At 75.2% G+C, this 24,257-nt stretch carries 14 protein-coding genes; 4 read left to right on the forward strand and 10 right to left on the reverse strand.

What is annotated here, in order from left to right; all coding sequences use genetic code 11:
• Window positions 1-42: 42 nt before the first annotated feature.
• From H7H31_RS33685 to H7H31_RS05110, 7 genes are all read right to left on the reverse strand, one after another.
• Complete coding sequence (locus H7H31_RS33685; RefSeq protein WP_232109690.1) at window positions 43-1,371, reverse strand: hypothetical protein; 1,329 nt, start codon at window positions 1,369-1,371, stop codon at window positions 43-45.
• Between the two features lie 8 nt (window positions 1,372-1,379).
• A complete protein-coding gene (locus tag H7H31_RS05085) occupies window positions 1,380-2,720 on the reverse strand; it encodes a glycosyltransferase (protein ID WP_187117790.1) in 1,341 nt (446 codons plus the stop codon).
• The gene (locus H7H31_RS05090) at window positions 2,717-3,544 is read right to left on the reverse strand and encodes a polysaccharide deacetylase family protein (protein ID WP_187059682.1); all 828 of its coding nucleotides are present in this window, start codon (window positions 3,542-3,544) and stop codon (window positions 2,717-2,719) included. Before H7H31_RS05090 ends, H7H31_RS05085 begins: the two co-directional genes overlap by 4 nt.
• Window positions 3,534-5,435, reverse strand: a complete 1,902-nt coding sequence (murJ, locus tag H7H31_RS05095; protein WP_372456020.1) for a murein biosynthesis integral membrane protein MurJ — start codon at window positions 5,433-5,435, stop codon at window positions 3,534-3,536. The genes H7H31_RS05090 and murJ overlap by 11 nt, the downstream gene beginning before the upstream one ends.
• A gap of 1,154 nt (window positions 5,436-6,589) precedes the next feature.
• Window positions 6,590-8,215 (reverse strand): O-antigen ligase family protein, encoded by a 1,626-nt coding sequence (locus H7H31_RS05100; RefSeq protein ID WP_408647968.1) that lies wholly within the window; start codon window positions 8,213-8,215, stop codon window positions 6,590-6,592.
• Window positions 8,216-8,436: 221 nt separating this feature from the next.
• Window positions 8,437-10,203 carry an exopolysaccharide biosynthesis polyprenyl glycosylphosphotransferase gene (locus H7H31_RS05105; protein ID WP_187063087.1) on the reverse strand — a complete coding sequence of 589 codons (1,767 nt, stop codon included), beginning with the start codon at window positions 10,201-10,203 and terminating at the stop codon, window positions 8,437-8,439.
• Complete coding sequence (locus H7H31_RS05110; RefSeq protein ID WP_187063088.1) at window positions 10,200-11,615, reverse strand: glycosyltransferase; 1,416 nt, start codon at window positions 11,613-11,615, stop codon at window positions 10,200-10,202. The genes H7H31_RS05105 and H7H31_RS05110 overlap by 4 nt, the downstream gene beginning before the upstream one ends.
• Before the next feature lie 954 nt (window positions 11,616-12,569).
• Between H7H31_RS05110 and H7H31_RS05115 the strand changes: the two genes are divergently transcribed.
• The 3 genes from H7H31_RS05115 (at window position 12,570) to H7H31_RS05125 (ending at window position 18,019) form a co-directional block, all read left to right on the forward strand.
• The gene (locus tag H7H31_RS05115; RefSeq protein WP_232109691.1) at window positions 12,570-14,927 is read left to right on the forward strand and encodes a glycosyltransferase family 2 protein; all 2,358 of its coding nucleotides are present in this window, start codon (window positions 12,570-12,572) and stop codon (window positions 14,925-14,927) included.
• The gene (gene glxA, locus H7H31_RS05120; RefSeq protein WP_187063089.1) at window positions 14,915-16,858 is read left to right on the forward strand and encodes a radical copper oxidase GlxA; all 1,944 of its coding nucleotides are present in this window, start codon (window positions 14,915-14,917) and stop codon (window positions 16,856-16,858) included. The genes H7H31_RS05115 and glxA overlap by 13 nt, the downstream gene beginning before the upstream one ends.
• Window positions 16,859-17,359: 501 nt before the next feature.
• On the forward strand, window positions 17,360-18,019 hold the full coding sequence (locus tag H7H31_RS05125) for an MSMEG_1061 family FMN-dependent PPOX-type flavoprotein (RefSeq protein ID WP_187063090.1): 660 nt from the start codon (window positions 17,360-17,362) through the stop codon (window positions 18,017-18,019).
• A 175-nt stretch (window positions 18,020-18,194) separates the two neighbouring features.
• On the opposite strand, the gene H7H31_RS05130 is transcribed toward H7H31_RS05125, so the two are convergent.
• Complete coding sequence (locus H7H31_RS05130) at window positions 18,195-19,442, reverse strand: glycoside hydrolase family 6 protein (RefSeq protein ID WP_232109692.1); 1,248 nt, start codon at window positions 19,440-19,442, stop codon at window positions 18,195-18,197.
• A gap of 352 nt (window positions 19,443-19,794) precedes the next feature.
• Between H7H31_RS05130 and H7H31_RS05135 the strand changes: the two genes are divergently transcribed.
• Window positions 19,795-20,232, forward strand: coding sequence for a (2Fe-2S) ferredoxin domain-containing protein (locus tag H7H31_RS05135; RefSeq protein ID WP_222625295.1), 438 nt, complete (start codon window positions 19,795-19,797; stop codon window positions 20,230-20,232).
• A gap of 284 nt (window positions 20,233-20,516) precedes the next feature.
• On the opposite strand, the gene H7H31_RS05140 is transcribed toward H7H31_RS05135, so the two are convergent.
• Together H7H31_RS05140 and H7H31_RS05145 are read right to left on the reverse strand one after the other, a co-directional pair.
• Window positions 20,517-22,448: a primary-amine oxidase gene (locus H7H31_RS05140; protein WP_187063091.1), complete on the reverse strand. Its 1,932-nt coding sequence runs from the start codon at window positions 22,446-22,448 to the stop codon at window positions 20,517-20,519.
• A 240-nt stretch (window positions 22,449-22,688) separates the two neighbouring features.
• The gene (locus H7H31_RS05145; protein WP_187063092.1) at window positions 22,689-24,242 is read right to left on the reverse strand and encodes an APC family permease; all 1,554 of its coding nucleotides are present in this window, start codon (window positions 24,240-24,242) and stop codon (window positions 22,689-22,691) included.
• Window positions 24,243-24,257: the final 15 nt, after the last annotated feature.

The following is a 24,257-nucleotide window of genomic DNA, read 5'->3' on the forward strand; positions in this document are numbered from 1 at the left end:
GGGTGGCGGAGGGTGGCGGCTGGTGGAGCGGGGGGTGGGCGGTCATCGCGGCTCCGATCCCGGTGCGGGGAGCGGGTCGAGGGTGCCGGCCTGGTGGGGCTCGGGGGCGGGGCGTGGGCGTACGAGGAGGGCGAGGGCGCCGAGCAGGCCGCCGGCACAGCCGCCGACGGCGAGGGAGATGGGGAGCGAGGGCGAGGTGGGCGCGGTGGGCGGCACGGCCTGGGCGAAGACGGTGAGCCGTACCCCCGTGCTGCGCGCGGACCGGTTGGCGTGCTCGGCCAGGGCGCGGGCCACGGCGTTGGCGGTGGCCGCGGCGCGTCCGGCGCGGGCGTCGGCCCCCGTGACCTCGATCATCGGGGCGTCGGGCGAGGTGGCGGTGCGCACACTGGCCCGGAGGTCGTCCACGGGGGTCCCGGTGGTGCGCTGGGCCGCGCCCAACACGGCGCCGCCGGTGGTGATGCGGCCGTACGCCTGGGCGAAGCCCAGTGCGGTCGCCGGGTCCGTGCCGTCCTTGGCGACGGCGACGACGTAGCTGGTGGCGGTGTACTCGGGCGTGGCGAGCGCTCCGTACGTGCCACCGCCGGCGAGCCCCAACGCGGCGCCGAGCGCCACCGGCCACCACCCCGGCAGCCGCGACCGCACCGCCCGCCACCGCGCCACGACGGGCCGGCGACCGCCGGGTGGGCGATCGGCACTCGGCGGCCCGGCGGACGGCGCGGCCGGGGCCGCGTCGGCGGCGGCAGCCGCGCCCGGGGCCTGCCGCGCCGCCTGACGGTCGGCATCCGGCCCCCGGGCCGGGCCGTCCGCCACCTCGCTGGCGGCCGGTGCCTCCGGCGAGGCGACGGCCGCGGCCTCGCCGGCAGGGCCGCTGGCGTCCGAGGCGTCTTCGGGGGTGGCGGTACGCGGGGCCTCGGGAGCGTTCGGGTGCGCGGCGTCGGTGGTGGGGGTTGTCGGGCGCGGGGCGGTGTCGCCCCGGGCTTCGGAACCGTCGTGCGCGTCGGCGGGCTGCCGCCCCTCGGCCGCCGCCGCACAGGTGCCGCGCTTGGGGCGCGGGGCGGCGGGGGTGGCCTTGTTCGCGGCCCAGGCGGGGGCGGCCTTCGGCCGTCGCCTGGCGGCCGGCTTGGCGGCCTCCCTGGCGGGCGGGTTCGCGGGCGACGGGGCGGAGGTGTCGGCGCGCGTGGGCGGGGCGCTCGGGGAGGGCGCGGCCTCCAAACCCGGGGGCGGGGCCGTCGCGTCGTCCGCCGGCGGGTGGTCGGTCGGGCCGGCTGGGGCGCGGGGCGCGTCCTCGGTGGCGGCGTCGCGGGGCGGGCCGCCGGGGGTGCCTACGCGAGCCGCCGTCCGCTTGGCCGGGGCGGTGGGGGTCTTGGGCATGGGGCTGCTCACCTCGTGGCGTCCTTGAGGTCGTGGTGGTCCGTCGTGCGTGGGGGTCCGCCCGGGGTGGCGTCGCACGCGGGCCACGGTTGCTGCCGCGGGCCGCGCGCCGGGGCCGGGGCCGGGTACGGAGGGTGGGTTAGGGCGGCGGGCGGCGCGTGGGGGGCGGTCGCGGCGGCGTGCAGGCGGGCGTAGAGGGACAGGAGTTGGTCGGCGGTGCGCTCGATGGCGTAGCGGCGCACGGCGGGTGGGACGGGGAGTCGGCGCGCTCCCCTGGCGGCGTGCGCCCGTAGGGCCGCGGTGAGTTCGGGGGTGCTGGGGCCGACGCGCTGGGCGCCGGGCGCGTCGGCGAGCGGGAGTTCGTCGATGGCCGGGCAGGTGACGTGGATGACGGGCAACCCGGCGGCCAGCGCCTCAAGGACCGCGAGGCCGAACGCCTCCTCCGTGGAGGGTGAGACGCACACGTCCATCGCGGCCAGCAGCGCCGGGATCTCCGTCGCCCGGCCGCCCTCCGGGTCATCCGCCGTGGCCCCGTGGGTGTCCCCGTGCGGGGCCCCGTGCGCGGAGGCGGACGGGGCGACGGCGCCGTCGCGTTCGCCGACCAGGTGGACCCGGTCGGCCGCGCCCATCACGCGGGCCAGGCGGGCCAGGGCAGCGCGTTCCGGGCCGTCGCCGACGAGCAGCAGGTGGACGCCCGGCAGCGCGGCGACCGCGCGTACCGCCGTGTCGAACCGCTTGCCCGGCACCAGGCGCCCCACTCCCCCGGCCACGTAGGCGTCGTGCGGGATGCCGAGCCGGGCGCGCGCCGCGGCCCGGGCGGCGGGGTCGTGGCGGAAGCGTGCCGCGTCGATGCCGTTGGGGATGGTGTGTACCCGCTCGCTGGGTACGCCCCAGTCCCGGAGTCGGTCCGCGATGGTGCCGGAGACCGCGACGGTGGCGCTGCCCAGGCGCTCGGTGGCCAGGTAGAGGGCGCGGGTGCCGGCGGTCAGCGGGCGGCCCTCGATGTGGGTGTGGCCGAGGGAGTGTTCGGTGGCCAGCACGGTCCGTACGCCCGCGAGCCGGGCGGCGATCCGCCCGTAGACGCAGGCGCGGTAGAGGTGGGTGTGGACGAGGTCGTAGCGGCCCGCGCGGATGGCGCGGGTCAGCCGGGGCAGTGCGGCCAGGTCGCGGTTGCCGCGCATGCCGAGGTCCAGGACGCGCACGCCGTCGGCGCGCAGGCCGCGCGCCACCGCGTCCGCGTGGGTGAGGGCGATGACGTCGCTGTGCACGGGCAGGTGGCGCAGCAGCAGCCGCAACTGTTGCTCGGCCCCGCCGGCGCCGAGGCCGGTGATGACGTGCAGCGTCCTCATCGCACCGCCGCCCCGGGGAGCGTGTCGGCGCCGCCGCGCTGCCCCGCGGGGAGGGGGCCTGCCGCCACGGGGAAGGGGTGCCGGCGGCGCAGCGGGAGCAGCAGCCGCTTGGCCGCCAGCCGCCAGGCGCTGTCGGCCTGCCCGACGTGGCTGCGGGGCAGGGCGTACGGGCCGGTCAGTGGGCCGGCGTCGATGGCGCACGCGTAGTCGTACCCGGCCGTGCGCACCGCGTCGATGGCGCGCTGGTCGACCGCGCCGTACGGGTAGCAGAAGCCGGTCACGCGCTGGCCCGTGACGCGCTGGAGTTCCGCGCGGCTGTGCGCCGTCTCGCGGCGCAGCGTGGCCGTGCCCGCGCCGGCGAGCCGGAGGTGCAGCAGGCCGTGCGAGCCGATCTCCATGCCGGCGTCGGCCACCGCGCGCAGCCCGGCCTCGGTCAGCAGGGGCTTACGGGGGCCGAGCGGGTCCCAGGCGTTGTCCTCGCCGACGCGCCCGGGCAGGGCGAACACGGTGGCGGTACAGCCGTGCTCGCGCAGCGCGGGCAGGGCGTGTTCGACGAAGTCGGCGTAGCCGTCGTCGAAGGTCAGGCCCACCAGGCCGGCGCCGCGACCGGCGGCGTACGCGCGCAGCAACTCGGCCACGCCCACGCCACGCAGGCCACGGGAGCACAGCCAGCCGAGTTGGCGGCGCAGTCGGCCGGGCGTGACGGTGATCCGGTACGGGTCGTCGGTGGAGTAGTCCACCGAGTGGTACATGAGCAGCCACGGGATGGCGTGGGCACGGCGCGGGCGGCGCGCGCCCGGCGCGCGGTGCGGGTCAGTGGTCATGGGGGTCCGTTCGACGGGGCGGGCGGGGTGCTGCGTCGTCTCGTACGGGGCGGGTGCGCGGCGCGCGGCCGGGTCGGTCGGGGTGACGGGGGTCGCGCCCGGTGTGGGCGGCGCTAGCCGCGCGGGGGGCGGCCTGGCGGTACGGGTCGTCGCGGTGGCCGTCAAGGTGGTCGCCGGTGGAGCCGTCGCCGGGGTGGCTGCCGGGCGGGGCGTCGGGCGGGGTGTCGGAGTGGGCGGGCGTTCGGCCGGCGCGGCCCGGGAGGCGGCGGGCCGCGCGGGCGGCGGCTCGGCGCGCCGTGCCGCCGGCCGAGCCGAGCAGGTCGGCCACCTCGGGCGCGCGCAGCGCGAGCGCCGCCGCGGCGAACACCGTGGGCACGAGGCACAGCCCGTACGCGGCGGCGGCCAGCGACGCGGTCGCCAGGTGGGCGGCCACGGCCCCCACGGCGCTCGCGACGGCGGCAGCGGCCACCAGCCGGCCGAGGCCCGCGCCCATCCGGCGCACGTCGAGCGGGATCATGCGCCGGCTCAGGCCGCGCAGCAACAGCGCGGCGGTCGTCGTGATCCCCAGGGCGTTGGCGAGGGCGATGCCGTACACGCCCCAGTGCCGCGCCGTGGCCACGCCGACCGCCGTCGTGAGCAGCAGCCCGCCGAGCATCGCCAGCGCCGGGTACCAGGTGGGCCGCGCGACCGAGAAGAACGGCCTGACCAGGGCGCCGGTGAGGCTGTGGCCGAGCAGGCCGATGGCGTACACGCGCATGACGGAGGCGGTGACGGAGGTGTCGTCGGCGTCGAACGCGCCACGTTGGAAGAGGAGTTCCACCAGCGTGGGGGCGTAGCCGACGACGTAGGCGGCGCCGACGAGCACGACGAGCCCGGCCAGGTACAGGTCGCGCTCCACGCGGCGCCTGGCGCGCTCCCGCTCGCCGTCGGCCATCGCGCGGGCCACGAGCGGGAAGGTCACGGTGCAGATCATCAGCGACAGCACCATCGGGACCTGGGCGATCTTCTGTGCGTAGTTGAGGTGCGAGATGGCGCCGGGCGGCAGCGAGGAGGCGACGAAGCGCTCCACCAGGACCTGCGCCTGCCGGGTGAGGGTGAACAGCGCGACGGGCGCCAGCACGGCGAGCCCGAGGGGCACGGCCGCGCCGCGCAGCTGCGGCACGCGGCGGCGTCGGGCGAGGGAGAGCCGGAGACGGGGGCGGGAGCGGGGGGTACGGGCGCGGGGCCAGACGGTCACCGTGCGGGAGAAGGCCGGGAGTTGGACGAGGATCATCAGCACGCTGCCGGCCGCGACGCCGAGCGCCGCGGCGCGCACTCCCCACCGGTCGCCGACGGCCAGCACGGTGCCGATGATGGCCAGGTTGTACGCGACATAGATCGCCGCGGGCGGCACGAAGCTGCGGTGCGCGCGCAGGGCGGCGCTGAGGTAGCCCGCGACGCCGAAGGTGAGGACGGTCAGGGCCGTGAGGCGGGTGCAGTCCACCGCGAGCGCGGGGTGCGTGAGCCCGGGCGCGAGGAGGTTAACGATCCACGGGGCGGCCAGCGCGAGCAGCAGCGCCGCGCCGGCCAGCGCGGCGCACAGGCGCGGGGCCGTGGCGGTGACCAGCGCGCGCACCGGGTCGCCCGCGCCCTGTGACCGCTCGGGCTCCACGGCGGGCGCGGGCGCGGCCTGACGCCGGGACAGCGCGAGGCTGAACGCGGGGATGAGGACCAGGGCCATGGCGTCCTCGATGAGCAGGGTCGCGGCGACCTCGGGCACCGTCCAGGCGACGAGGAAGGCGTCCGTGGCGCCGGTGGCGCCGAAGAGACGGGCGATCGTCTGGTCACGGACGAGCCCGAACAGCGCGCCGCACGCGGTGAGCATCGCCGTCACCGCCGCCGCCCGCGCCACGAACCGCTCGGCTCCACGCGGCGCCTGCTCCCGCGCGGGTGCCGCCGCGGGCGCTAAGACCGGTTCGTGGGGGGCTCGGGATACCGGTGGGAGGGGCGACCGGGCGGGGCTCGCCGGGACGCTCGACCGTGCGGGGGCGGGCGCGGGCGGGGAGGCCGAGGCCGAGGAAGCGCGTGAGGCCGACAGGGTCGGTGAGGTCAGCGAGGTGGAGGAGACGGCCGAGGTGGACGGTACGGGTGTCACGGCGGCGATCCGTGTGGCGGACGGGGCGGCGGGGCCGCGAGAAGGCGTCTTTGGGGGCAGCGGCTTACCGGGGGTGGCGGACGACGGGCGCGGGCCGGGCTCCGGAGGGGGTGCCGGAGCGGTTGCCGGGGGCGGGCACGGGGCGGTGGGCGGTGCGGGCCGGGTACGGGCGTTCGGCGCGGCGTCCGGTTCCACGGGGGTGCGCGAGGTGTCCGGCCGAGTGGAGGCGCTGGGCACGACCGGGTAGGGCGACGTCACCTGGAAGGCCGCCGGGGAGGGGGCGGAGGCGAGCAGGGGCGACAGACCGTCGCCGCCCAGGTCCTCCGGGTCGAGCGACGCGCCGTGCGGGCCCAGCCACGTCAGCCGGGCAACGGGCCGCCGCGCGCCGACCCCGGCCGACGGAGCGGGCCTGATGGATGGGGCAGGCCCGGCTGACGGAGCGGGCCCACCCAAGGGAGCGGGTCCACCGGATGAAGCGGGCCCGACGAATGAGGCAAGCCCGGCCGACGGAGCAGATCCGACGGATGGAACGGGCCCACCAGATGGGGCAGGCCCGGCCGACGGAGCGGGCCCACCGAAGGGAGCGGGCCCGACGAATGGGGCAGGCCCACCGGATGGAACAGGCCCGGTCAACGGAGCAGACCCGGTCGACGGAGCGGGTTCATCGGCCGGAGCGGCCCCCGGCGTTCCGGCCGGGCCGGTGGGGGTGCTCGGGCTGGCCGTGTCGGGGGACGTGCCCCGTGCGGTCGGGTCAGCCGGACCGGGCGTGTCACCTCGTGTGGGCGGGGCAACCGGGCGGCTGGTCGGGGCGGATGGGGGCGAGGCGGTCGGGGCGGGCGGGGGAACGGGGCGCGGGGGCCGTTGCGGGGCTGGCGCTGGGTTGGCCCGGCCCGGCGTGTGGTGCGGGTCGCTCATCGGCGCACCTCCTCGGCGTGGGCGTTCGGGCAGCCGCGCGGCGTGCTCACCTGGCGCGGCGAGGGCGGACCCGACGGGGGCCCGCACGGGTGCGCCGGGCCGGCGGTGTGAGAAGCGGGGCGGCCGTAGGGGGGACGGAGCCCGGCCCGGGGCGGGCCGGGCGCGGGCGCCGTGGAAGCCCGTTCGCCGGGCGTCGGCGGCGCGTCGCCCAGCGCGGCCGGCGACAGCGCCCACCACGCGGCGAGCCCCAGTACCACCGAGGTCAACACGGTCGTGGGGCCGCCGATGTCGGCGTACAGGAAGTCCACGGCCTGCCAGACCAGCAGGCCGACGGCCGCCGCACCGCAGCCGGCCGCACCGCGCCGCGCGCCGGCGCACTCCGGGGCGGCGGCCTGCGGGACGGCGGTCGGCGGGGCGGCGGTCGGCGGGGCGGCGGTCGGCGGGGGCATAGCGGCGTGCGGGGGCATAGAGGCGTGCCCAGAGAGAGGTGCCCGCCCCGCTCGGCGCAGGGTGGACAGCCGGGTCAGGCCGCACAGCAGCAGGGCCGACCAGCAGCCGAGCAGGGCGACGGCGCCGATGAGGCCCTGTTCGCTGAGGACGAGCAGGTACATGTTGTGCGGCGAGAGCAGCGGTTCGCGCTGGAAGGCGTGGCCGGCGCCCGCCGTGTCGCTGGCCGCCGACAGGCCGATCGAGGCGTGCCCGTCGCGGTGGGCGGCGAAGCCCTTGGGGCCGACGCCGGTCACCGGGTGGTCGCGCCAGATGTCAGTGGCGGCGGCCCACAGGCTGTACCGGTCGGTGACCGAGCGGTCGGGCGCGGCCGAGACCCGGGTGATGCTGTCCAGCCGCTCGGCCATCAGCCCGGAGCCCGCTCCCAGCCCGCACACCGCCAGCACCGCCGCCGCGGCCAGCGCCGCCATGACGCGCACCGCGCGGCGCGCCCCGTGGAGGAACAGCACCACCGTGCCCGCGCACGCGGTGGCGATCCACGCGCCCCGGCTGAACGACAGTGCCAGCGGTACCAGCAGCGCGGCGGCGCAGCACAGCGCCGCGCGGCGGGGCCAGCGCGCGCCGGTGCGGGTCGGTGGCAGGGCGAGGCCGACGCTCAGGGCGATCACCGCCCCGTACCCCACGGTGGTCGCCATCGCCATCACGTCCAGCGGTCCGAAGGTGCCCACCGCCCGCACGTCGCGTCCGGCGTACGAGGCGCCGGTCCCGGTGACGTACTGCCGTACGCCCACGGCGCCCTGCACCACCGCCAGCACCACCACCGCCCCGGCCACCCAGCGGAAGTCGCGGCGCGAGCGGAGCAGCAGCACCACCGCGACCGGCACCAGCACGAAGACCTGCGTGCAGCGCGCGAAGCCGGTCAGCGCCGATGCCGGGTCGTCGGCCGCCACGGTCGCGACGGCCACGGCGAGCGCGGGCGCGCCGAGCACCACGGCGGCGGTACGGGTCAGCGGACGCGCGCGGTCCCGCAGCAGACGTAGGGCGCAGTAGCCGACGAGCCCCACCGACGCCAGGTCGGCGGGGGTGACGTGCGGGCCGCCGCCGACGTCGCCGCGCTGGTCGGGCAGGCAGAGCAACAGGACGGTGGCGACGGCGGGCAGCACCGGCCAGGGCACGGCGCGCAGGGCGGCACGCGCTCGATGGGCGGGCGCCCGGTGGACGGGTGTCTCGTGAGCCAGCGCCTGGTGGGCGGGCGCCGCGTGGGCGGGCGTCCGAGCGGGGGTCTGGTGGGCGGGGGCCGGTAGCGGATGGGGGCGCGCGGGGTGCCGCGCCCCGTGTGCCGCGCTCCGGGGCGCGGAGTCGGGGTCGACCGCCGGGCCGGCGCCCTGGCCCATCGTCAGCTCCCCCCGCAGCGGAAGAGGGAGCCGGCGGTGCGCAGCAGGATGCGTACGTCCTGCCACAGCGACCAGGTCTCGATGTAGTGGTTGTCGAAGCGCACCCGGTCCTCGATGGAGGTGTCCCCGCGCAGCCCGTGCACCTGGGCGAGGCCGGTGATGCCCACGGGCATCCGGTGTCGGGCCCGGTAGGCGGGGTAGCGCTGGCTGAACTCACGGACGAAGTAGGGGCGTTCGGGGCGCGGACCGACCAGGCTCATGTCGCCGCGCAGTACGTTCCACAGTTGCGGCAGCTCGTCGAGCGAGGTGCGGCGCAGCCAGCGCCCCACGGCGCTCATCCGCTGGTCGTCGGCGACGCTCCAGCGGGTGGCCGACTCGAACGCGTCGCTGCGCAGCGTGCGGAACTTGAGCACCACGAACGGACGGCCGTCACGCCCCACGCGCTCCTGTCGGAAGAGCACCCCGGGCCCGTCGGAGCAGCGCACGGCCAGCGCGCACGCCGCGAGCAGCGGGGCGACCGCGACCAGCCCCAGCGCCGCGGCGCACACGTCCAGCGCCCGCTTGCCGATGGCGGCGATCCGGTGCCGGGGCGGCGGCGCCAGGCGCCGGCAGGCGAAGCCCCACAGGTGGTCGGGGACCGCCGAGCGCGCGGGCGCAAGCGCCGGATCGGGTTCGGCGGTGACCAGCCACACGGTGCACCGCCGCGCCCGCAACAGCCCGAGCAACGCCGCGACCTGCGGGTCCTCCCACGGCGTCCGGGTGAGGACGGCGGCGCGTACGCCGTGCTGGGCGATGGCCCGGCTGATGTCCTCGTGCCCGGCCAGCACGGGCACCGCAGGTGCCGGCACGGCGGGCGCCGGCACGGCGTCTGGCGCGCTCCCTGGCGCGGTCCCCGGCGCCGGGCCCGTCACGATCCCGATCGCTGAGCCGACCGTGGGCTCGGGCGCCGGGCCGGAGTCGCGGGCCGCCGCCCCGGGGCCCGGGGCGGTGAGTGGCTCGGGCTCGGTGAGCACTCCGGCGCCCGGCCCCGGCAGGGCGCCCGCGGTCAGGGTTCCGGTGGCGATGCCGGCCGTGGACGACTGGCCCGCGGCGAGGGGCGCGGTCGTGGCGGCGCCCGCCGCCAGCGGGACGCCGGGGGCGGGGGCGGGCCCCGCCGCCACGAGGCCGACCGGGCGCAGCCCGTACCCGGGGGCGGCGACGAGGGTGGCCAGCACGCGTTCGCCGACCGGGCCCGAGCCGACCACGAGCGCGGGGCACGGCGCGCGGCGCCGGTGCCGGCGCAGCCCGAGGTGGGCCACGGCCCGCGCCGCGCACAGCAGCGGCGCGTGGACGGCCAACAGTGCGAGCAGGGGCCCCCACCGGGCGGCGTCCGGCTGGTCGAGGGCGACGAGCCCGGTGGTCACCACGCACCAGGTGAGGACGGTGTGCCAGAGCAGGGACGGCAGTTCGTCCAGGGCCGCGGTGGACAGCCCCGGCCGGTAGAGGCCGGCGTGCGCGTTGAGGGCGACGAGCACGCCGAGCGCGGGCGCCGCCGCCCGCGCGGCCTGGCCCGCGTCCGCGAGGAGCAGGGCGGCGACGGTGGCCGCGCCGTCGGCGGCGAGCAGGGCCAGCGGCGCCAGGTGCCCCCAGGTCAGGCCGCGCCGCCGGCGGGTGGCCGGCTCACCCTTGCTGCTCCGGGGCGCGCACACGGCCGCCGCCGGCTGGCGGTCGGCCGTCAACTGGTCCAGCGCGCCAGCCGCGTCGGACAGCTCCACGTTCTCCGTCGTCATGACCCGCCCACACCCGGCCCACCGGCGCCCCCGGGCACCACGCCCGCCCGACCAACCGTCGTCCGACCGGCGTCCGTACGCTCCGCCGCGCGTTCCGCGACGGTACGCACCGGGTCCGCGCCGGCCGCGACCGCGCTGGGCCGCACCGCGCCAGCGGCCAGCCCATCGCGCACCGCGCCGCCGGGCGGGTCGCCGCGTCGCGCCGCCGGCTCGGGCCGCTGGCCGAGCACCGCCGCGTACACCCGCGCCACGTGCGCCACCGCGCGGCGTACGTCATGGCGCTCGCGCGCGTGCCGCCGCGCCCGCGCGCCGAGCAGCTCACGCCGGCCCGGGTCGGCCAACAGGGCGGCGACGGTGCGGGCGAGCGCGCCCGGGTTGGCGGGCGGGGCCAGGCAGTGCGGGGCGTGACCGGGCGGCAGGCTCTCGCGGGCGCCGGTCACGTCGGTGAGCACGACCGGCCGACCGCAGGCCATCGCCTCCAGCGGCGCCAGGGCCATCCCCTCCCAGCGGGACGGGAGGACGACCAGGTCGGCCGCGGCGTACCAGCGCGCGGGGTCGCGCGTGGCGCCGGCGAAGCGGACGCCGGGCGGCGCCGCGCCGCGCAGGGCGGCGGCGGCCGGGCCGTCGCCGACCAGGACCAGGTGCGCGCCGGGCACCCGGGCCGCGATCCGGGGCCAGGCAGCCACCAGCACGTCCTGCCCCTTCTGCCGGCACAGCCGCCCCACACACACCACGAGGGGCGCGTCCGCCGGCACGCCGCGCAGGGCCGGCAGGGCGGCGCGGGCCGCGCGCCGCGCGGCGGCGTCGGCCGGCGGAAAGCGGTCGGTGTCCACGCCGTTGGGCACCACTTCCCAGCGGGCCGCGATCCCCGCGGCCACGCCTCGGCGCCGCTCGTCCTCGCTCACGCACACCACCCGGGCGGCCCACCGCGCGGCGTACCGCTCCCAGCTCACGGCGACGGCGCGCAGCGCGCCGTCGGCCGCGTCGAAGGACCAGGCGTGCGGCTGGTGCAGGGTCGGCACCCGGCCGCGCACCGCGAGCCGCCCCGCCAGGCCGGCCTTGGCGCTGTGCGTGTGCACCAGGTCGGGGCGTACCTCGCGGACCAGTCGGGCCAGGCGCGCGGTCTCGGCGGCCAGCCCGGGCCCGGGGGCGCGGCGCGCCGGCCAGCACAGCACTTCGGCCCCGGCCGCCTCCGCCGCGGCGGCCAGCGTGCCGCCCGGCGGACAAGCGAGCACCGGGCGCAGGCCGTCGGCGCGCTGACCCCGGACGAGGTCGGTGACCACCTGGGCCACCCCGCCGGTCACCGGCTGGGAGACGTGCAGCACCGTCAGCGGCGCGCCGGCGCCGTGCCCGGTCGCCCGGTCCGCGCCGGGGGCCGCGCGCCGCCCCGGCGCGGAGCCCCTACTCGGCATCTGGCCCCCGCGCGGCGAACGGTCGTCTCGTGGCGGGTGATTGTCTTGCGGCACGCACGGCTCCCCAACAGCGGTTCTCAGCGGTGGCGTGGCTCCGGACATGCACGGAGCTGAGGGGGCCACACCATGGCAGAAAGCCAAAACCAATTCACGCGAGACGCGCGCAGATAGGCCGACAGTGTGACTTTCTGTTCCTCACTCGATTAGTGCCCGAGAGCACGGCGCGCCGATCATCCGATATAAGCCGATCCCGGCCACGTCGTTGTTACGGTCCTTTTCTGTCGAATGAGACGACGAGTAGACCAAATGGGCTATCGCTGCCGCGAGGTAGCTCGTGGCTCGTTTCTGCGGGAGGCCGCGTTGGCTGCGTACAGCCGTGTCAGTGCGTCAGCGAAAAATGCCAAGAAAAACGATGCTGTGCCCCGACCCAAGAAGAAGGTGCGCGGGGGCCGTAAACGAGGGGCCGGCGAATCCGCCCGCGCCAATGAAAAGGCGAACGCCACCCCCACCGCCTCGCGCGCGAAAGGCGGCAAGGCGGCGGCCCGGGCCGCCCGGCCCGCCACCGCCAGCGAACCCCTCGGCTCCGGCGGTGTCAGCGAACCCACCGGGGCCAGCCCACCGGCCGACACCGGCCCGCCAGCCGGCTCCGACGCCGCTGGTGGCAGCGGCGAACCCGGGCGCCAACCGCCGGCACCCGCGGCGGCACAGGCCGGTGCTCCCACTCCCGCGACCACGCGCGAGGAAGCTACCTCGACCGGCGGCCAGCCGAACGACGCGACCGGCCGACGATCCGACTCGGCCACCGCGGACACGAGCGACCCGGAAACCAGCCGCCCGGAAATCAGCGAACCGGAAACCGGCCGCCCGGAAGCCAGCGACGCGAACTCGGCCGATACGAAATCCCCGGACCGGCATTCCCACGACACGGAACTCGCCCGCGCGGAAACCACCGACGTGGAATCCCACCCGTGCGCGGAGAATTCCCACCCGGACGACGCAACCGACCCGGCCCACGCACCCGACACGGTCGCCACAGCCGAAACGGACGGCGCCCCGAAAGCCGATACCGCCGATACCGCCGATACCGCGAATACCGCGAACGACACGGCGGACGCGGGCGCGACCGGCGACGCGCGAAACCCCGACGACGCCAACGACGCACGCGGCACAAGCGATACAGACGACGCGAAGCCCACAGGCAGCACGGGCGACGCCGACGACGCCGACGGTGCCGGCCACTCGGACGACCTCGGCCAGGCCAGCGACCCAAGCGACGCCGCCACCTCCAGCGACCCCGAAAAGCCCAGCGAACCGGGCAACGCCCCAGCCGCGGACGAGGCGAGCCGGACGCGCGGGGCGGACGAGACGAGCACGGCAGACGAGACGGGCGAGACGGGCGAGGCAGCCAAGGGAGGTGACGCGGGGGGCGCGACCCCCGCGCGGCCCACCGAGCAGACCTCCGCGCCACGCTACGACTACGACCGCTACAGCCAGTTGGCGGGCCCGCTGACCGAGCCGCCGGCGGACGCCCCGTACCGGGTGCGCTACCGCAGCCTGCTGGCCCAGGAGCCGCACCGGGTGCGGGCCGCGCTGTTGCTGGCGGCGGCGCCCACCGTCTCGGCGATCCTGCTGGTCTGGCTGCTGCGACCGGAGCACTGGGTGCACCGCGATTACGTCTCCGGCTGGGAGACGGCGGCTGACACCGTGATGCTCGTGGCCATCGGGCTGATCGAGGTGTTCCGGCTGTTCACGGTAGTCTCCAACGCCCATGCCACCCTCGTGGCCCGTGACCCGATCCCGGTGCACGCCGCGCCCGGCACCAGGGTGGCGTTCCTGACCAGCTTCGTCCCCGGCAAGGAACCGGTGGCCATGGTGCGGGCCACCCTTGAGGCGGCGACGCGGCTGCGGCACCCCGGCCTCGTGGACGTGTGGCTGCTCGACGAGGGTGACGACGCGGAGATCAAGGAACTGTGCGCGCGACTCGGCGTACGGCACTTCTCGCGCAAGGGCGTGGCCCGCTGGAACCAGCCCACGGGCGCCTTCCGGGCCAAGACCAAGCACGGGAACTACAACTCCTGGCTGGACGCGCACGGCGACGCCTACGAATTCATGGCCTGCGTGGACACCGACCACGTGCCGTTGCCGAACTTCCTGGAGCGCATGCTCGGCTACTTCCGCGACCCGGACGTCGCGTTCGTCGTCGGCCCGCAGGTCTACGGGAACTACGACGCGGCCGTCACCAAGGCGGCGGAAAGCCAGCAGTTCCTCTTCCACGCGCTCATCCAGCGCGCCGGGAACGCCTACGACGGGGCGATGTTCGTCGGCACCAACAACGCCGTGCGCATCAGCGCGCTCAAGAGCATCGGCGGGCTGTACGACTCCATCACCGAGGACATGGCGACCGGCTTCGAACTGCACCGCACGCGCAACCCGGAGACGGGCAACAAATGGCGTTCGGTGTACACGCCCGACGTGTTGGCCGTCGGCGAGGGCCCCACCGCGTGGACCGATTTCTTCACCCAACAACTGCGGTGGAGCCGGGGCACGTACGAAACGGTGCTCAAGCAGTACTGGCGCGGCATTCCCACGCTGCCCCCGGGCAAGCTGCTCAACTACTCGCTGCTGGTCACCTTCTATCCCATGTCCGCGCTCAACTGGATGCTCTCCGCCCTCTCCTGCACCCTGTTCCTGGGGCTCGGCGCGTCGGGCATCCAGATCTCCTCCGAGATCTGGCTGATGCTCTACAGCGACGCGGCGGCCCTCCAGATCGGCCTGTACATCTGGAACCGCAAGCACAACGTCAGCCCGCACGAGCCGAGCGGCTCCTCCGGAACGGCCGGCATGGCGCTGTCGGCGATCTCCGCGCCGATCTACGCGAAGTCGCTGTGCGACGCGGTGCTGCGGCGCAAGAGCCGGTTCGTGGTGACGCCCAAGGGTGACTCGTCCAGCCCCGACCGGCTGGCCACCTTCCGCATCCACCTGCTGTGGGCCGTCGTCTTCGGCGGCTCGCTCCTGGCGGCGCCCTTCCTGGGCCACACCCACATGGCCATGTGTATCTGGGCGTTCCTCGCGGTGCTGCTGTGCCTGGCCACGCCGGCGCTGTGGTACGGCGGGCTGCTGCGCGAACGGCACGCCGCGCGGCCGGCCACCGCCACCCTCCCGGCGGCCCGCGCCGACAGCCCCAGGCCCCCGTCACCCACCTCCGCCCCCACACCCACCAAGGAGACACCACAGACCACCACGGCAACGGCGCAAGACGCCGCGACGGCAGACGCCACGACGGCAGACAAGGACTCGCTGTGCGCTACATGATCACCCCACGGGCCCGGACCACCGCCATGGGCGTCACGGCCATGGTCGTACTGGCCGGCCTCAACGCCCCCGCCGCCGTGAGCTACGCGGAGCGGACCTACCACGCGTACAAGATCAACCAACCCGGCTACAAGGCCCAGTACGGGCACTGGGACCTGCTCTCGGTGCCGGAGAAGTACCGGGTGCGGGCCATCCACGCGGCCCTGCTGCGCTCGGGCAAGGTGCTCCTGATCGCCGGTTCGGGCAACGACCAGAAGCGGTTCGACGCCGGAACGTTCGACACCCTGCTGTGGGACCCGGCCAAGGACACCTTCAAGCTGATCCCCACGCCCGAGGACCTGTTCTGCGGCGGGCACTCGCAACTGCCCGGCGGCAACATGCTGGTGGCCGGCGGCACGGCGCGCTACGAGGTCCTGGACGGCGAGGTCGAGCGGGCCGCCGGCCCGATGCTGGTGAAGAACGAGGACCCGGACCGGGCCCGCCGCTTCGCCAAGGGCACCGTCTTCCGCGCCCCCGACGGCAAGCGCTACCGGGCCACCCGCGCCTTCCGCGTGGACGCGGCCAAGAAGGTGCCCAAGAAGGACAAGAACGGCAAGCGCAAGGGCGGCGAGGTCACCGTCATCGCCAGCGAGACCCGGGTCTTCGTCGAGTCGGTGAAGAAGGGCGAGTCCGGCCTCCGGAGCAAGCCGGCGCAGTACGCCATCCAGGGCCTGACCGGCCAGGCGGCGCGGGACGTCTACGGCCTCGCACAGGCCATGACCCTCGACAAGCAGGACTACCAGGGCATCAACGCGGCCTACGAGTTCGACCCGGAGTCCGAGCGCTACATCCCGGTCGACCCGATGGACGAGAGCCGCTGGTACCCGACGCTGGTCACGCTCGGGGACGGACGGGTGCTGGCCGTCTCCGGCCTGGACGACGTCGGCCAGATCATCAACGGCATCAACGAGATCTACGACCCGAAGACCAAGAAGTGGTCCAAGGCGCCGCGCCGCTACTTCCCGACCTACCCGGCGCTCTTTCTCACCAAGGGCGGCAAGCTCTTCTACTCCGGTTCCAACGCGGGCTACGGGCCGGCCAAGAAGGGCCGCGTGCCGGGCCTGTGGGACCTGCGCCACAACACCTTCCAGCGGGTGCCCGGGCTCACCGACACCGACCAGACCGAGACCTCCACCTCGGTGCTGCTGCCGCCGGCCCAGGACCAGAAGGTGATGATCCTGGGCGGAGGCGGCGTCGGCGAGTCGAGCAAGTCCACGCCCCGTACGGCCGTCGTCGACCTGAACCGGAGCCCGCAGCGCTACGTGAAGGGCCCCGACCTGCCGCAGGGCACCCGCTACCTGTCGAGCGTGATCCTGCCGGACGACACGGTGTTCACCACCGGCGGCTCCAGCGACTACCGGGGCAAGGGCGACAGCGACGTCCACAAGGCCCAGATCTACTCGCCGCGTGCCAACTCCTTCGAGAAGGCCGCCGACCCGACCGTGGGGCGCAACTACCACTCGTCGGCGCTGCTGCTCCCCGACGGCCGGGTCGCCACCTTCGGCTCCGACCCGCTCTACGCCGACCGGGCCAACACCCAGCCGGGCACCTTCGAACGCCGGGTGGAGATCTACAGCCCGCCGTACCTGTACGCCAAGGACCGCCCCGCGCTCGGCGCCGGCCCCAAGGAACTCCAGCGCGGCGGCCGGGCCACCTTCCGGACCCGTCACCCGGAGCGCGTCACCCACGCCAAGCTGATGCGCCCCAGCGCCGTCACCCACACCACGGACGTCGAGCAGCGCTCCATCCAACTCGGCGTCAAGCACCACAAGGACTCGGTCACCCTCTCGATCCCCGACGACCGCACCCTGACCCCACCCGGCTGGTACATGCTCTTCGTCACCAACGCCGAGGGCGTCCCCTCCGTCGCCAAGTGGGTCCACCTGCCCTGACCCCCACCCCACCTCCGCGCACCACCCGGCGCCCCGGTCCGCTGTGACCGGGGCGCCGCGGCGCGGCCGGCCCCATCACCTACTGGCCCGTGGCGGTACGCGCAGTGCTCCCACAGCGGGCCATCACCTCACGGGCTGACCCGCGATGGATCTCGGGGCGTGTTGGCCCGCGGGCTCGGCTGGCTGGTGGTTCACCAGGCCGGCCGGCGGGCCTTCGTATCCGGTAAGCGCAGGCAGAACGCCACCAAGACCACCACCGTCAGCGACGGTCAAGGTCACACCCTGTGGTCCAGGGCCCGGCCCCCGCCTCCCGCCGACGGGCGCCCTCATGCTGCTCATGGCGCCCGGACTCACAGCGCGCCACCCAACGCGGATCAACTCGACCAGATGCCGCGCGAGCCCGCTTGATCGTCACACACCAGGCAACGCACGCGGCCGTCCGCGTGTCCCCCGCACTCACCGGCCAAGATCGATCGCAGGTCGGCCCCTTAGGGTCGGGGCATGACGACGCCCCCTGCCACCAGTGCCTTCGACTCACTCCGCCTCGACGCCGTGCGCGACCAGGAGGCGCTGCGTGGGGTCTACGAACTCCCCAAGGACGCGGCATTGCGCAAGCAGATGACCGAACTCACCGATCAGACCCGACGGTTGATCTGCTGCTCGTCGCTGGTCCTGGTCGCCAGCGCGGACGCCGAGGGCAACTGTGACGTTTCCCCGCGCGGCGGCCCTGCCGGGTTCGTCTCCGTCCTGGACGCACGGACGGTGGCGATACCGGACGCGACCGGCAACAAGCGTCTGGACACCCTGCAGAACGTCATCGCCACCGGACGGGCCGGGCTGCTGTTCGTCATCCCGGGGCGCACCACGACGCTCAGGGTGAACGGCCGGGCCTGCGTCTCCACCCGCCCGGAGCTGCTGTCGCAGCTGACCGCCGTGGGCAAGCCGCCGGCCAGTGCGCTGGTGGTGGGGATCGAGGAGGTCTACCCGCACTGCCCCAAGTCGCTCCTGCGGAGCGGGGCCTGGAAGCCGGAACAGTGGCTGCCGGCGGACGCACAGCCGACCTCGGCCGAGGTGACGCTGGCCCAGCTACGGATACCGGAGCTGACGATCGCTGACATCGAGCAGGCGGAGGCGGACTCGTTGAAGTACCGGTACGCGTGACGGGCCGTCCTGCGCTCGCTGACCCACCAGCCAGCCGAAGCCGCAGGCCAACACACCCCAAGGCCAATCGCGGGGCAACCCAAGAACCCACAAGGCGCACACGCGCCGAGCCGTCCGTCTCGCGAACCCCAACGACACAGCGCACCAGCAGTGTGGTCCGCCCGCCGCGCAGCGGCTACCCGCCCGCGTTCCGCACCAGCTCCAGCGCGTAGGAGGGCCACCACTGCCCCGCCGGTGGGCCGCCGCGGCAGGTGCCGTCGGACTCGCCGGGGCGCTTGATCCAGAGGTAGGCGTCCACGCGGGGGTGGCCGGTTCGGGTGGTCGGGGGTTGGCCGATGGCTCGGCCGGGTGGGTTGCACCAGGTGTCGCCCAGGCCGTCGTCTTCCGCGGGGCCGCGGCCGTTGCGGGAGGTGTCGACGACGAAGTGGGCGTCGTCGAGGAGGCGGGAGAGCCGGTGGCCGTAGTCCACGCTGGCCCGCGTGGTGTGGAAGTTGGACACGTTCAGCGCGAAGCCGTCCGCGTACGCGATGCCGGCCCGCTGGAGCGAGGGCACCAGGCGGGCCGGGTCGGGGACCCAGCCCGCGTTGCCCGCGTCGAGGTAGACCCGCGTCCCCGGCAGCCCGGAGAGCGTGACCACCGCGTGCCGGAGCAGGTCGAGCCGCTCGCCGCGCAGCTCGGCCGGTACGCAGCCGTCGACCACCTGGGCCACCGCGTCCGGCTCCAGGATCACCAGCGCCTCGCGGTCGCCGATGCCGGCCGCCAGGTCGTGCGCCCAGCGCCGGTAGGCGGCGCCGTCGGGCGCACCGCCCGCCGAGTGGTTGCCGCAGTCCCGGTACGGAATGTGATAGCCGACGAGTACCGGCGTCCGCCCGCTCGCCCGGGCGGACTCGGTGACGCGGTGGGCCTTCTGTCGCGGCTGGTCGCCGATCCACTCCGCGGTCGGCTGGTCCGCGAGGGCCCGGAGCAGCCTCGCCTCGGCCAACCGGCCCTCGGCGCGCCAGGCCCGTACCTGGCGGGCCGCGGCGCTACTCGGGTCGTGCCACAACTCGCCCGAGAGGCCGTCCGGATCCGGGTCCCGATCCGGATCCGGGTCCCAGTCCGGGTTCGGGGCCCAGCCCGGGTCCGGGTCCTCGGCGCGCTCCGCGCGATGCGGTGGACCGGCCCGATCGGTTCGATCGGCTGGGGCGGTCGGGCGGGTGTCGGCATGGTCGTCGCTGAGCGTCGGGGCGGGGGTGACCGGGCGCGGGTCGGTGGGTCGCGGGGCGGCGACGGCGGCGGGGTGCGGTTCGGCCGCGGAGGGTGGCGCCGGGGCGGCCACGTCGTGCGGGAGGCAGCCGCCGAGCGCGAGGGCCAGCGCCGCGATCCCGCCGGTCACCGATACGCCGCGCCATGCCGACGGCCGAGGCCGGGCTACCTGTCTCACCTGGGACTCCCTTGTTCGCACCCGGGCTGGCCGCACACCGCTTCACGGCCGGCCCGCTGGACATGACGGAACATCAACCTTTCCCGGCTTCGCGGCGGTCGGCACCCCGGGCACCCGCCAATGGGCTGATCGGACGCGGCAGGACCCACCCACTGGGCGAGCGGGCCGCCCCGGGGCCACGTCCGGCGCGGGAGCACGCCCGTACGGCGCGGCGCCCCCGGCCCCTCGGGCTCCGACCGCCCGCGCCCCGGCCGTGTGTGGCCGATGGGGCGCGGCCGACCGTGCGGGGAGGTGGCCGGACGTGGCAGGCGTCTCGCCCTGCTGGCCAACGGCGCCGCGTACCATCGGTCGGATGATCTCCAACGCCGACCGGCGGGCCTCCGAGGCTCGCCGCGCCGCTTCCCGGGCCCCCCGGGCCGCCGCCGCTGCCTGCAAGGTGACCGTCTGTCGTGGCTGCTGCTGCGGCGACGCGCGCAAGGTGCCCGGCGTCGACCACGCCGGGCAGATCGCCCGGCTGCGCGAGGCGGTGGGAACCTCGGCGGCGGTGCGCGCTTCGGACTGCCTCGACGTGTGCGACCAGGCCAATGTGATGGTCGTGCAGCCCTCGCCACAGGGCCGGGCGGCGGGTGGGCGGCCGGTGTGGCTCGGCCTGGTCAACGACGACGACGCACTGGCCGACATCGCCAGTTGGCTGCGCGCGGGCGGCCCGGGCATCGCCGAACCGCCCGGCGTGCTCGACCTCTACGCCTTCACGGTCTCGCGCCGGGTCCGCGAGGCCCTGGAGGACTGACGGCCCCGGCCGTGCGCCCACCGCCACGGGCCGCGCGCCACCGGGCCGACGGGTGCCTCCCACCCGCCCACGCCTGACCACGCGGCGGGGAACGCGCACGCCTGACCGCGCGGCCGGAACGCACACGCCGTCGCGGCCCGGGAGCCGCGACGGCGTGCGCTGCGTCGTGGTACGTCGTGGTACGCCGTGCGTACGTCGTCACGCGCGGTGCGCACCGTGCGCTTTGTTAGCTATTGCGACACTTGTTACTCGTGGGAGCGCTCCCAAGTACAGCGAGGGTGTGCCTACATCTTCTGCTCGGCCGGCAGGTTCAGGGCCGGGTTGCGGTCGAAGAAGCCGGTGGGGCGGAAGGTGAAGCCGCAGTGGTCGACGGGCATGACCGGCCACTCCTCCGACCGGGGCAGGTGGGTGGGCCCGAAGGTGTGCCACACGGTCAGCTCGGTGTCCTCCAGCGACTCGCCGGCCTGCGTCCAGCGCGGCACGCCGGCCTCGCCCGGGTGCTGGTTGGGGTAGTCGCCCGCCGGGTAGCGCCGGTCCTCGGCGTGCCGGGTCACCCACAGGTGCTTGGTGGCGTACGCGACCCGGCGGGTGACCGCCGCGTCGGGCTGGGCGAGGAGGACCGGACTCGGCTGCGGGATCAGCGCGTACGCCACGGGCTGGCCCACGCGGTTGCGTACGGACGGGTTGGAGATCCGCCAGTGTCGGGACGTCGTCGGGTCGGCGAGCCGGGCGCCGTCGGCGCTGTCGGTCAGGGGCGTGGTGCGGATGGTGAACGCGTTGCCGTTCGGGTTGGCCGGGCCGGAGGGCACCGGCACCGCGTCCACCTCGTGCACGGAGTTGCGGTCGCCGTCCACCGCGACGTCGAGCCGCACGCAGAACAGGTGTTGGTGGTAGGGGGCGACCAGGCCCGGCGCGATCTCCGTGCCGTGCGGCGAGCCGGTGCCGGGCTCCACGGCGGTGGTCTGGACGATGCCGGTGGACTTCACCTCGAAGGCGATGCTGCCGTCCTGGTGGAAGTACCAGTAGAAGGCGTAGTCGTAGTTGCCGACGGTCGCGATGTAGGAGATCACGAGCCGTCGCGCGCGGCGGCTGTGGGCGGCCATGTCGTTGAAGATGTCGGTGTGCTTCCAGAGCAGGCCGATGTCCTCCTCGTGGATGCAGATGGCGTTGGTCAACGTCTCGGGGTTGCCGAGGTCGTCGGCGACGACGGCGTCCAGGTAGTGGATCTCGCCGAGGCAGTCGCAGCCGAGTTGGAGCGCGTTGGCGTTGCGTCCCAGGGTGTACTCGCCCCCGTCCAGGAAGGCCACCCAGTTGCGGGCCTCGTCGGCCTCGCCGTACGCGACGGCCATCTCAGCGAGCGAGGCGCGGCGCAGCACCGGGCGTTCGCGGTCACCGTCCCGGTAGGAGATCTGGTGCAGCACCAGGCCCTCGCGGCCGTTGAAGTCGATGCGCATGTTCCAGCCGAGCCAGTCGATCCGGTGCCCGGTGAGGTGGAAGGAGGGGCCGTCGGGCTGGGTGATGCGCAGCGGTCGCACGTCGGTGCGCGGCGGGCCGGTGAACTCCGGCTCGTACCGGGCGCATTCGGTGGGCACGGGCACGGCGCCGGTGTCGATCAGGCGCACGACCCGCCGCTCGATGACGTCCACGTCGGCGACGAGTCCGGCCACCGGGTGCGCCCACGCGTTGTCGGAGTTGGAGCAGCGCAGGTAGGTGGGCGAGCGCAGCAGCCGGCGCCCGGGCTCGCCGTCGATGACCAGGTCGCCGGCGGCCAGCGGGGCGACGACGGCCAGGCTGGTGTCGGTGATGCCGCGGTCGGCCATCGCGCGCTGCCAGCCCGGGTCGTTCTTGACGATCTCGTCGCAGAGGTCGAACTCACCGAACAGGATGGGCGGTTGCCCCTCCTTCGTGGCGTCCAGGGACCGGTAGGAGAGCAGCACCTCGGCGGTCACGTCGACGATGGCCTCGGCGGCGACGCCGCTGGCCCGGTCGAGCAGGGTGGCCCGCACCCGGCGTACGACCGGGTCGCCCGGGCGGTGTGAGGCGACGGTGTGCCGGTCGGGCTCGTGCGGCAGGACGAGGGGGAACCGGGTGTCGTCGGTGATCTTGCCCGCCTCGGCGAGGACGCGCCGGGCGGTGGCGATCTCCTCCGCGGTCAGCGGATCGAGCGGATGCGCCAGTGCCTTCGCGTCCGAGACCGAGGATTCGCAGCAGGTCATGCGGGGCTCCTTCGTGTTCGTCACGCGCGCGGGTCGCGCGTACGTCGCGGGTGTCCCTGCCGCCGGATGACGGCATGGGGGTGCCGTGGGAGCACGGCAGGTAAGAGCCACGGGCCGGTGCACCGGCGCGTTGGCGGTTTCGTGAAACGGGCATGCGGAAAAGTCGCACGGCCCAGCCGGGGAATGGGTTATCGGGTGCGCGGGACGGTGGTGGTGGCGCGTCGAGCGACTAAGGCGTTTTCACGCGGCGGTGGAGGGCTTATTCGCCTTCCCTGGAGCGGTCGCGACCTTCTCCAATTGGAACGCGTGATTGCCCCTGCCTATTTCGGCGTGCACGGCGGGCCGCGCTATCCGCAGCAACCATCCGTAACCAATTCCGATCACTATGGTGGCGCCCACGACACCGGGCAGCACCCAGCGCGGGGCGGAGTCCGGCTCGGCTTCGAGGAGCACGTCGAAGTCCTTGACGGCGTAGCAGATGATCACTATCAGCACTCCGGCGGCAAGCCCTGAGCTGGCAATACGGGCCAGTTGGGGGCGGGCGGCGCCGCGGCGTACGAAGAAGGCGACGACGGCGACGCTCGCGGTCGCCATCAGGACCATGACGCCGAGCGCGCCGACGTTGCCGCACCAGGTGAACAGCCGCAGCACCGGTACGGTCGGGTCACCGAAGCCCGTTTCGTCACCGAGAGTGAAGCTGGCAACAACTGCCACGGAAAAGAAGGTTTGAAGTGCGGACCCATAGGTGGGTGCGCCACTGAACTTGCCGGTGCGGCCGAATACGGAAGGCAACAATCCCTCGCGGCCCATGGCAAAGGCATAGCGGGCCACGACGTTGTGGAAGCTGAGCATCGCGGCAAACATACCGGTCACGTAGGAGACGTGCATGATGTTGGTGAACGTGCCACCCAAACGATCCTCGGTCAGGGCGAAGAGCATGTGCGGACCCTGCGCGTCGGCGAGCGCCACCACGCGCGAGGGGCCGGCGGCGACGCCGAGCGCCCAGGAGCTGAGGGCGAAGAGGAGGGCGGCGAAGCCCACGGCGAGGAACATCGCCCGGGCGACGACGGCCTGGGGCCGGGTGGTCTCCTCCGCGTACACCGGGGCCTGTTCGAAGCCGGTGAAGGAGGCGACGCAGAAGCACAGCGCGGTGCCGAGTCCGGTGCCGGTGAGGGTGTCGGGGTCGAAGGCGGCCGAGGAGAGGCCGTCGACGCCGGGGTCGCCGAGGCCGACCACGACGAACGTCGCCACCAACACCACCTCGACCACGAGCAGGACGCCGAGCACCCGCACGTTGAGGTCGATCTTCAACCAGCCGAGGGTCCCGACGAGCGCCACGCCGGCCAGGGCCGGTACCCACCAGCCGACGCGCAGGCCGAGGTGTTCGTCGACGAGCCCGGCCACCTCGAACCCGAAGAGGCCGTAGATGCCGACCTGCAACGTGCTGTACGCGACCAGGGCGAGCACGGCCGCGGCGGCGCCGACGGTGCCGCCGAGCCCGCGGGCGATGTAGGCGTAGAAGGCGCCCGCGTTCTGCACGTGCCGGCCCATCTCCGCGTAGCCGAAGCTGAACAACATCAGCACGACGCCCAGGAGCACGAAGAGCAGCGGCTGCCCGACCATGCCCAGCACCGCGTAGGTGGTCGGCATGACGCCGGCGACGACCATCATCGGCGCGCTGGCCGCCGCCACGGACAACAGGAGCCCGGTGGTGCCGATGCGGCCCGCGCGCAGGGCGCGCCCCCGCCCCTCGGCCGCGGTGGCCGCTCGCCCGCGTGGGCTACCCGTCTTCATGGCGGAGCGGTCCTT

Source organism: Streptomyces buecherae, assembly GCF_014295035.1.
Classification (GTDB): domain Bacteria; phylum Actinomycetota; class Actinomycetes; order Streptomycetales; family Streptomycetaceae; genus Streptomyces; species Streptomyces youssoufiensis.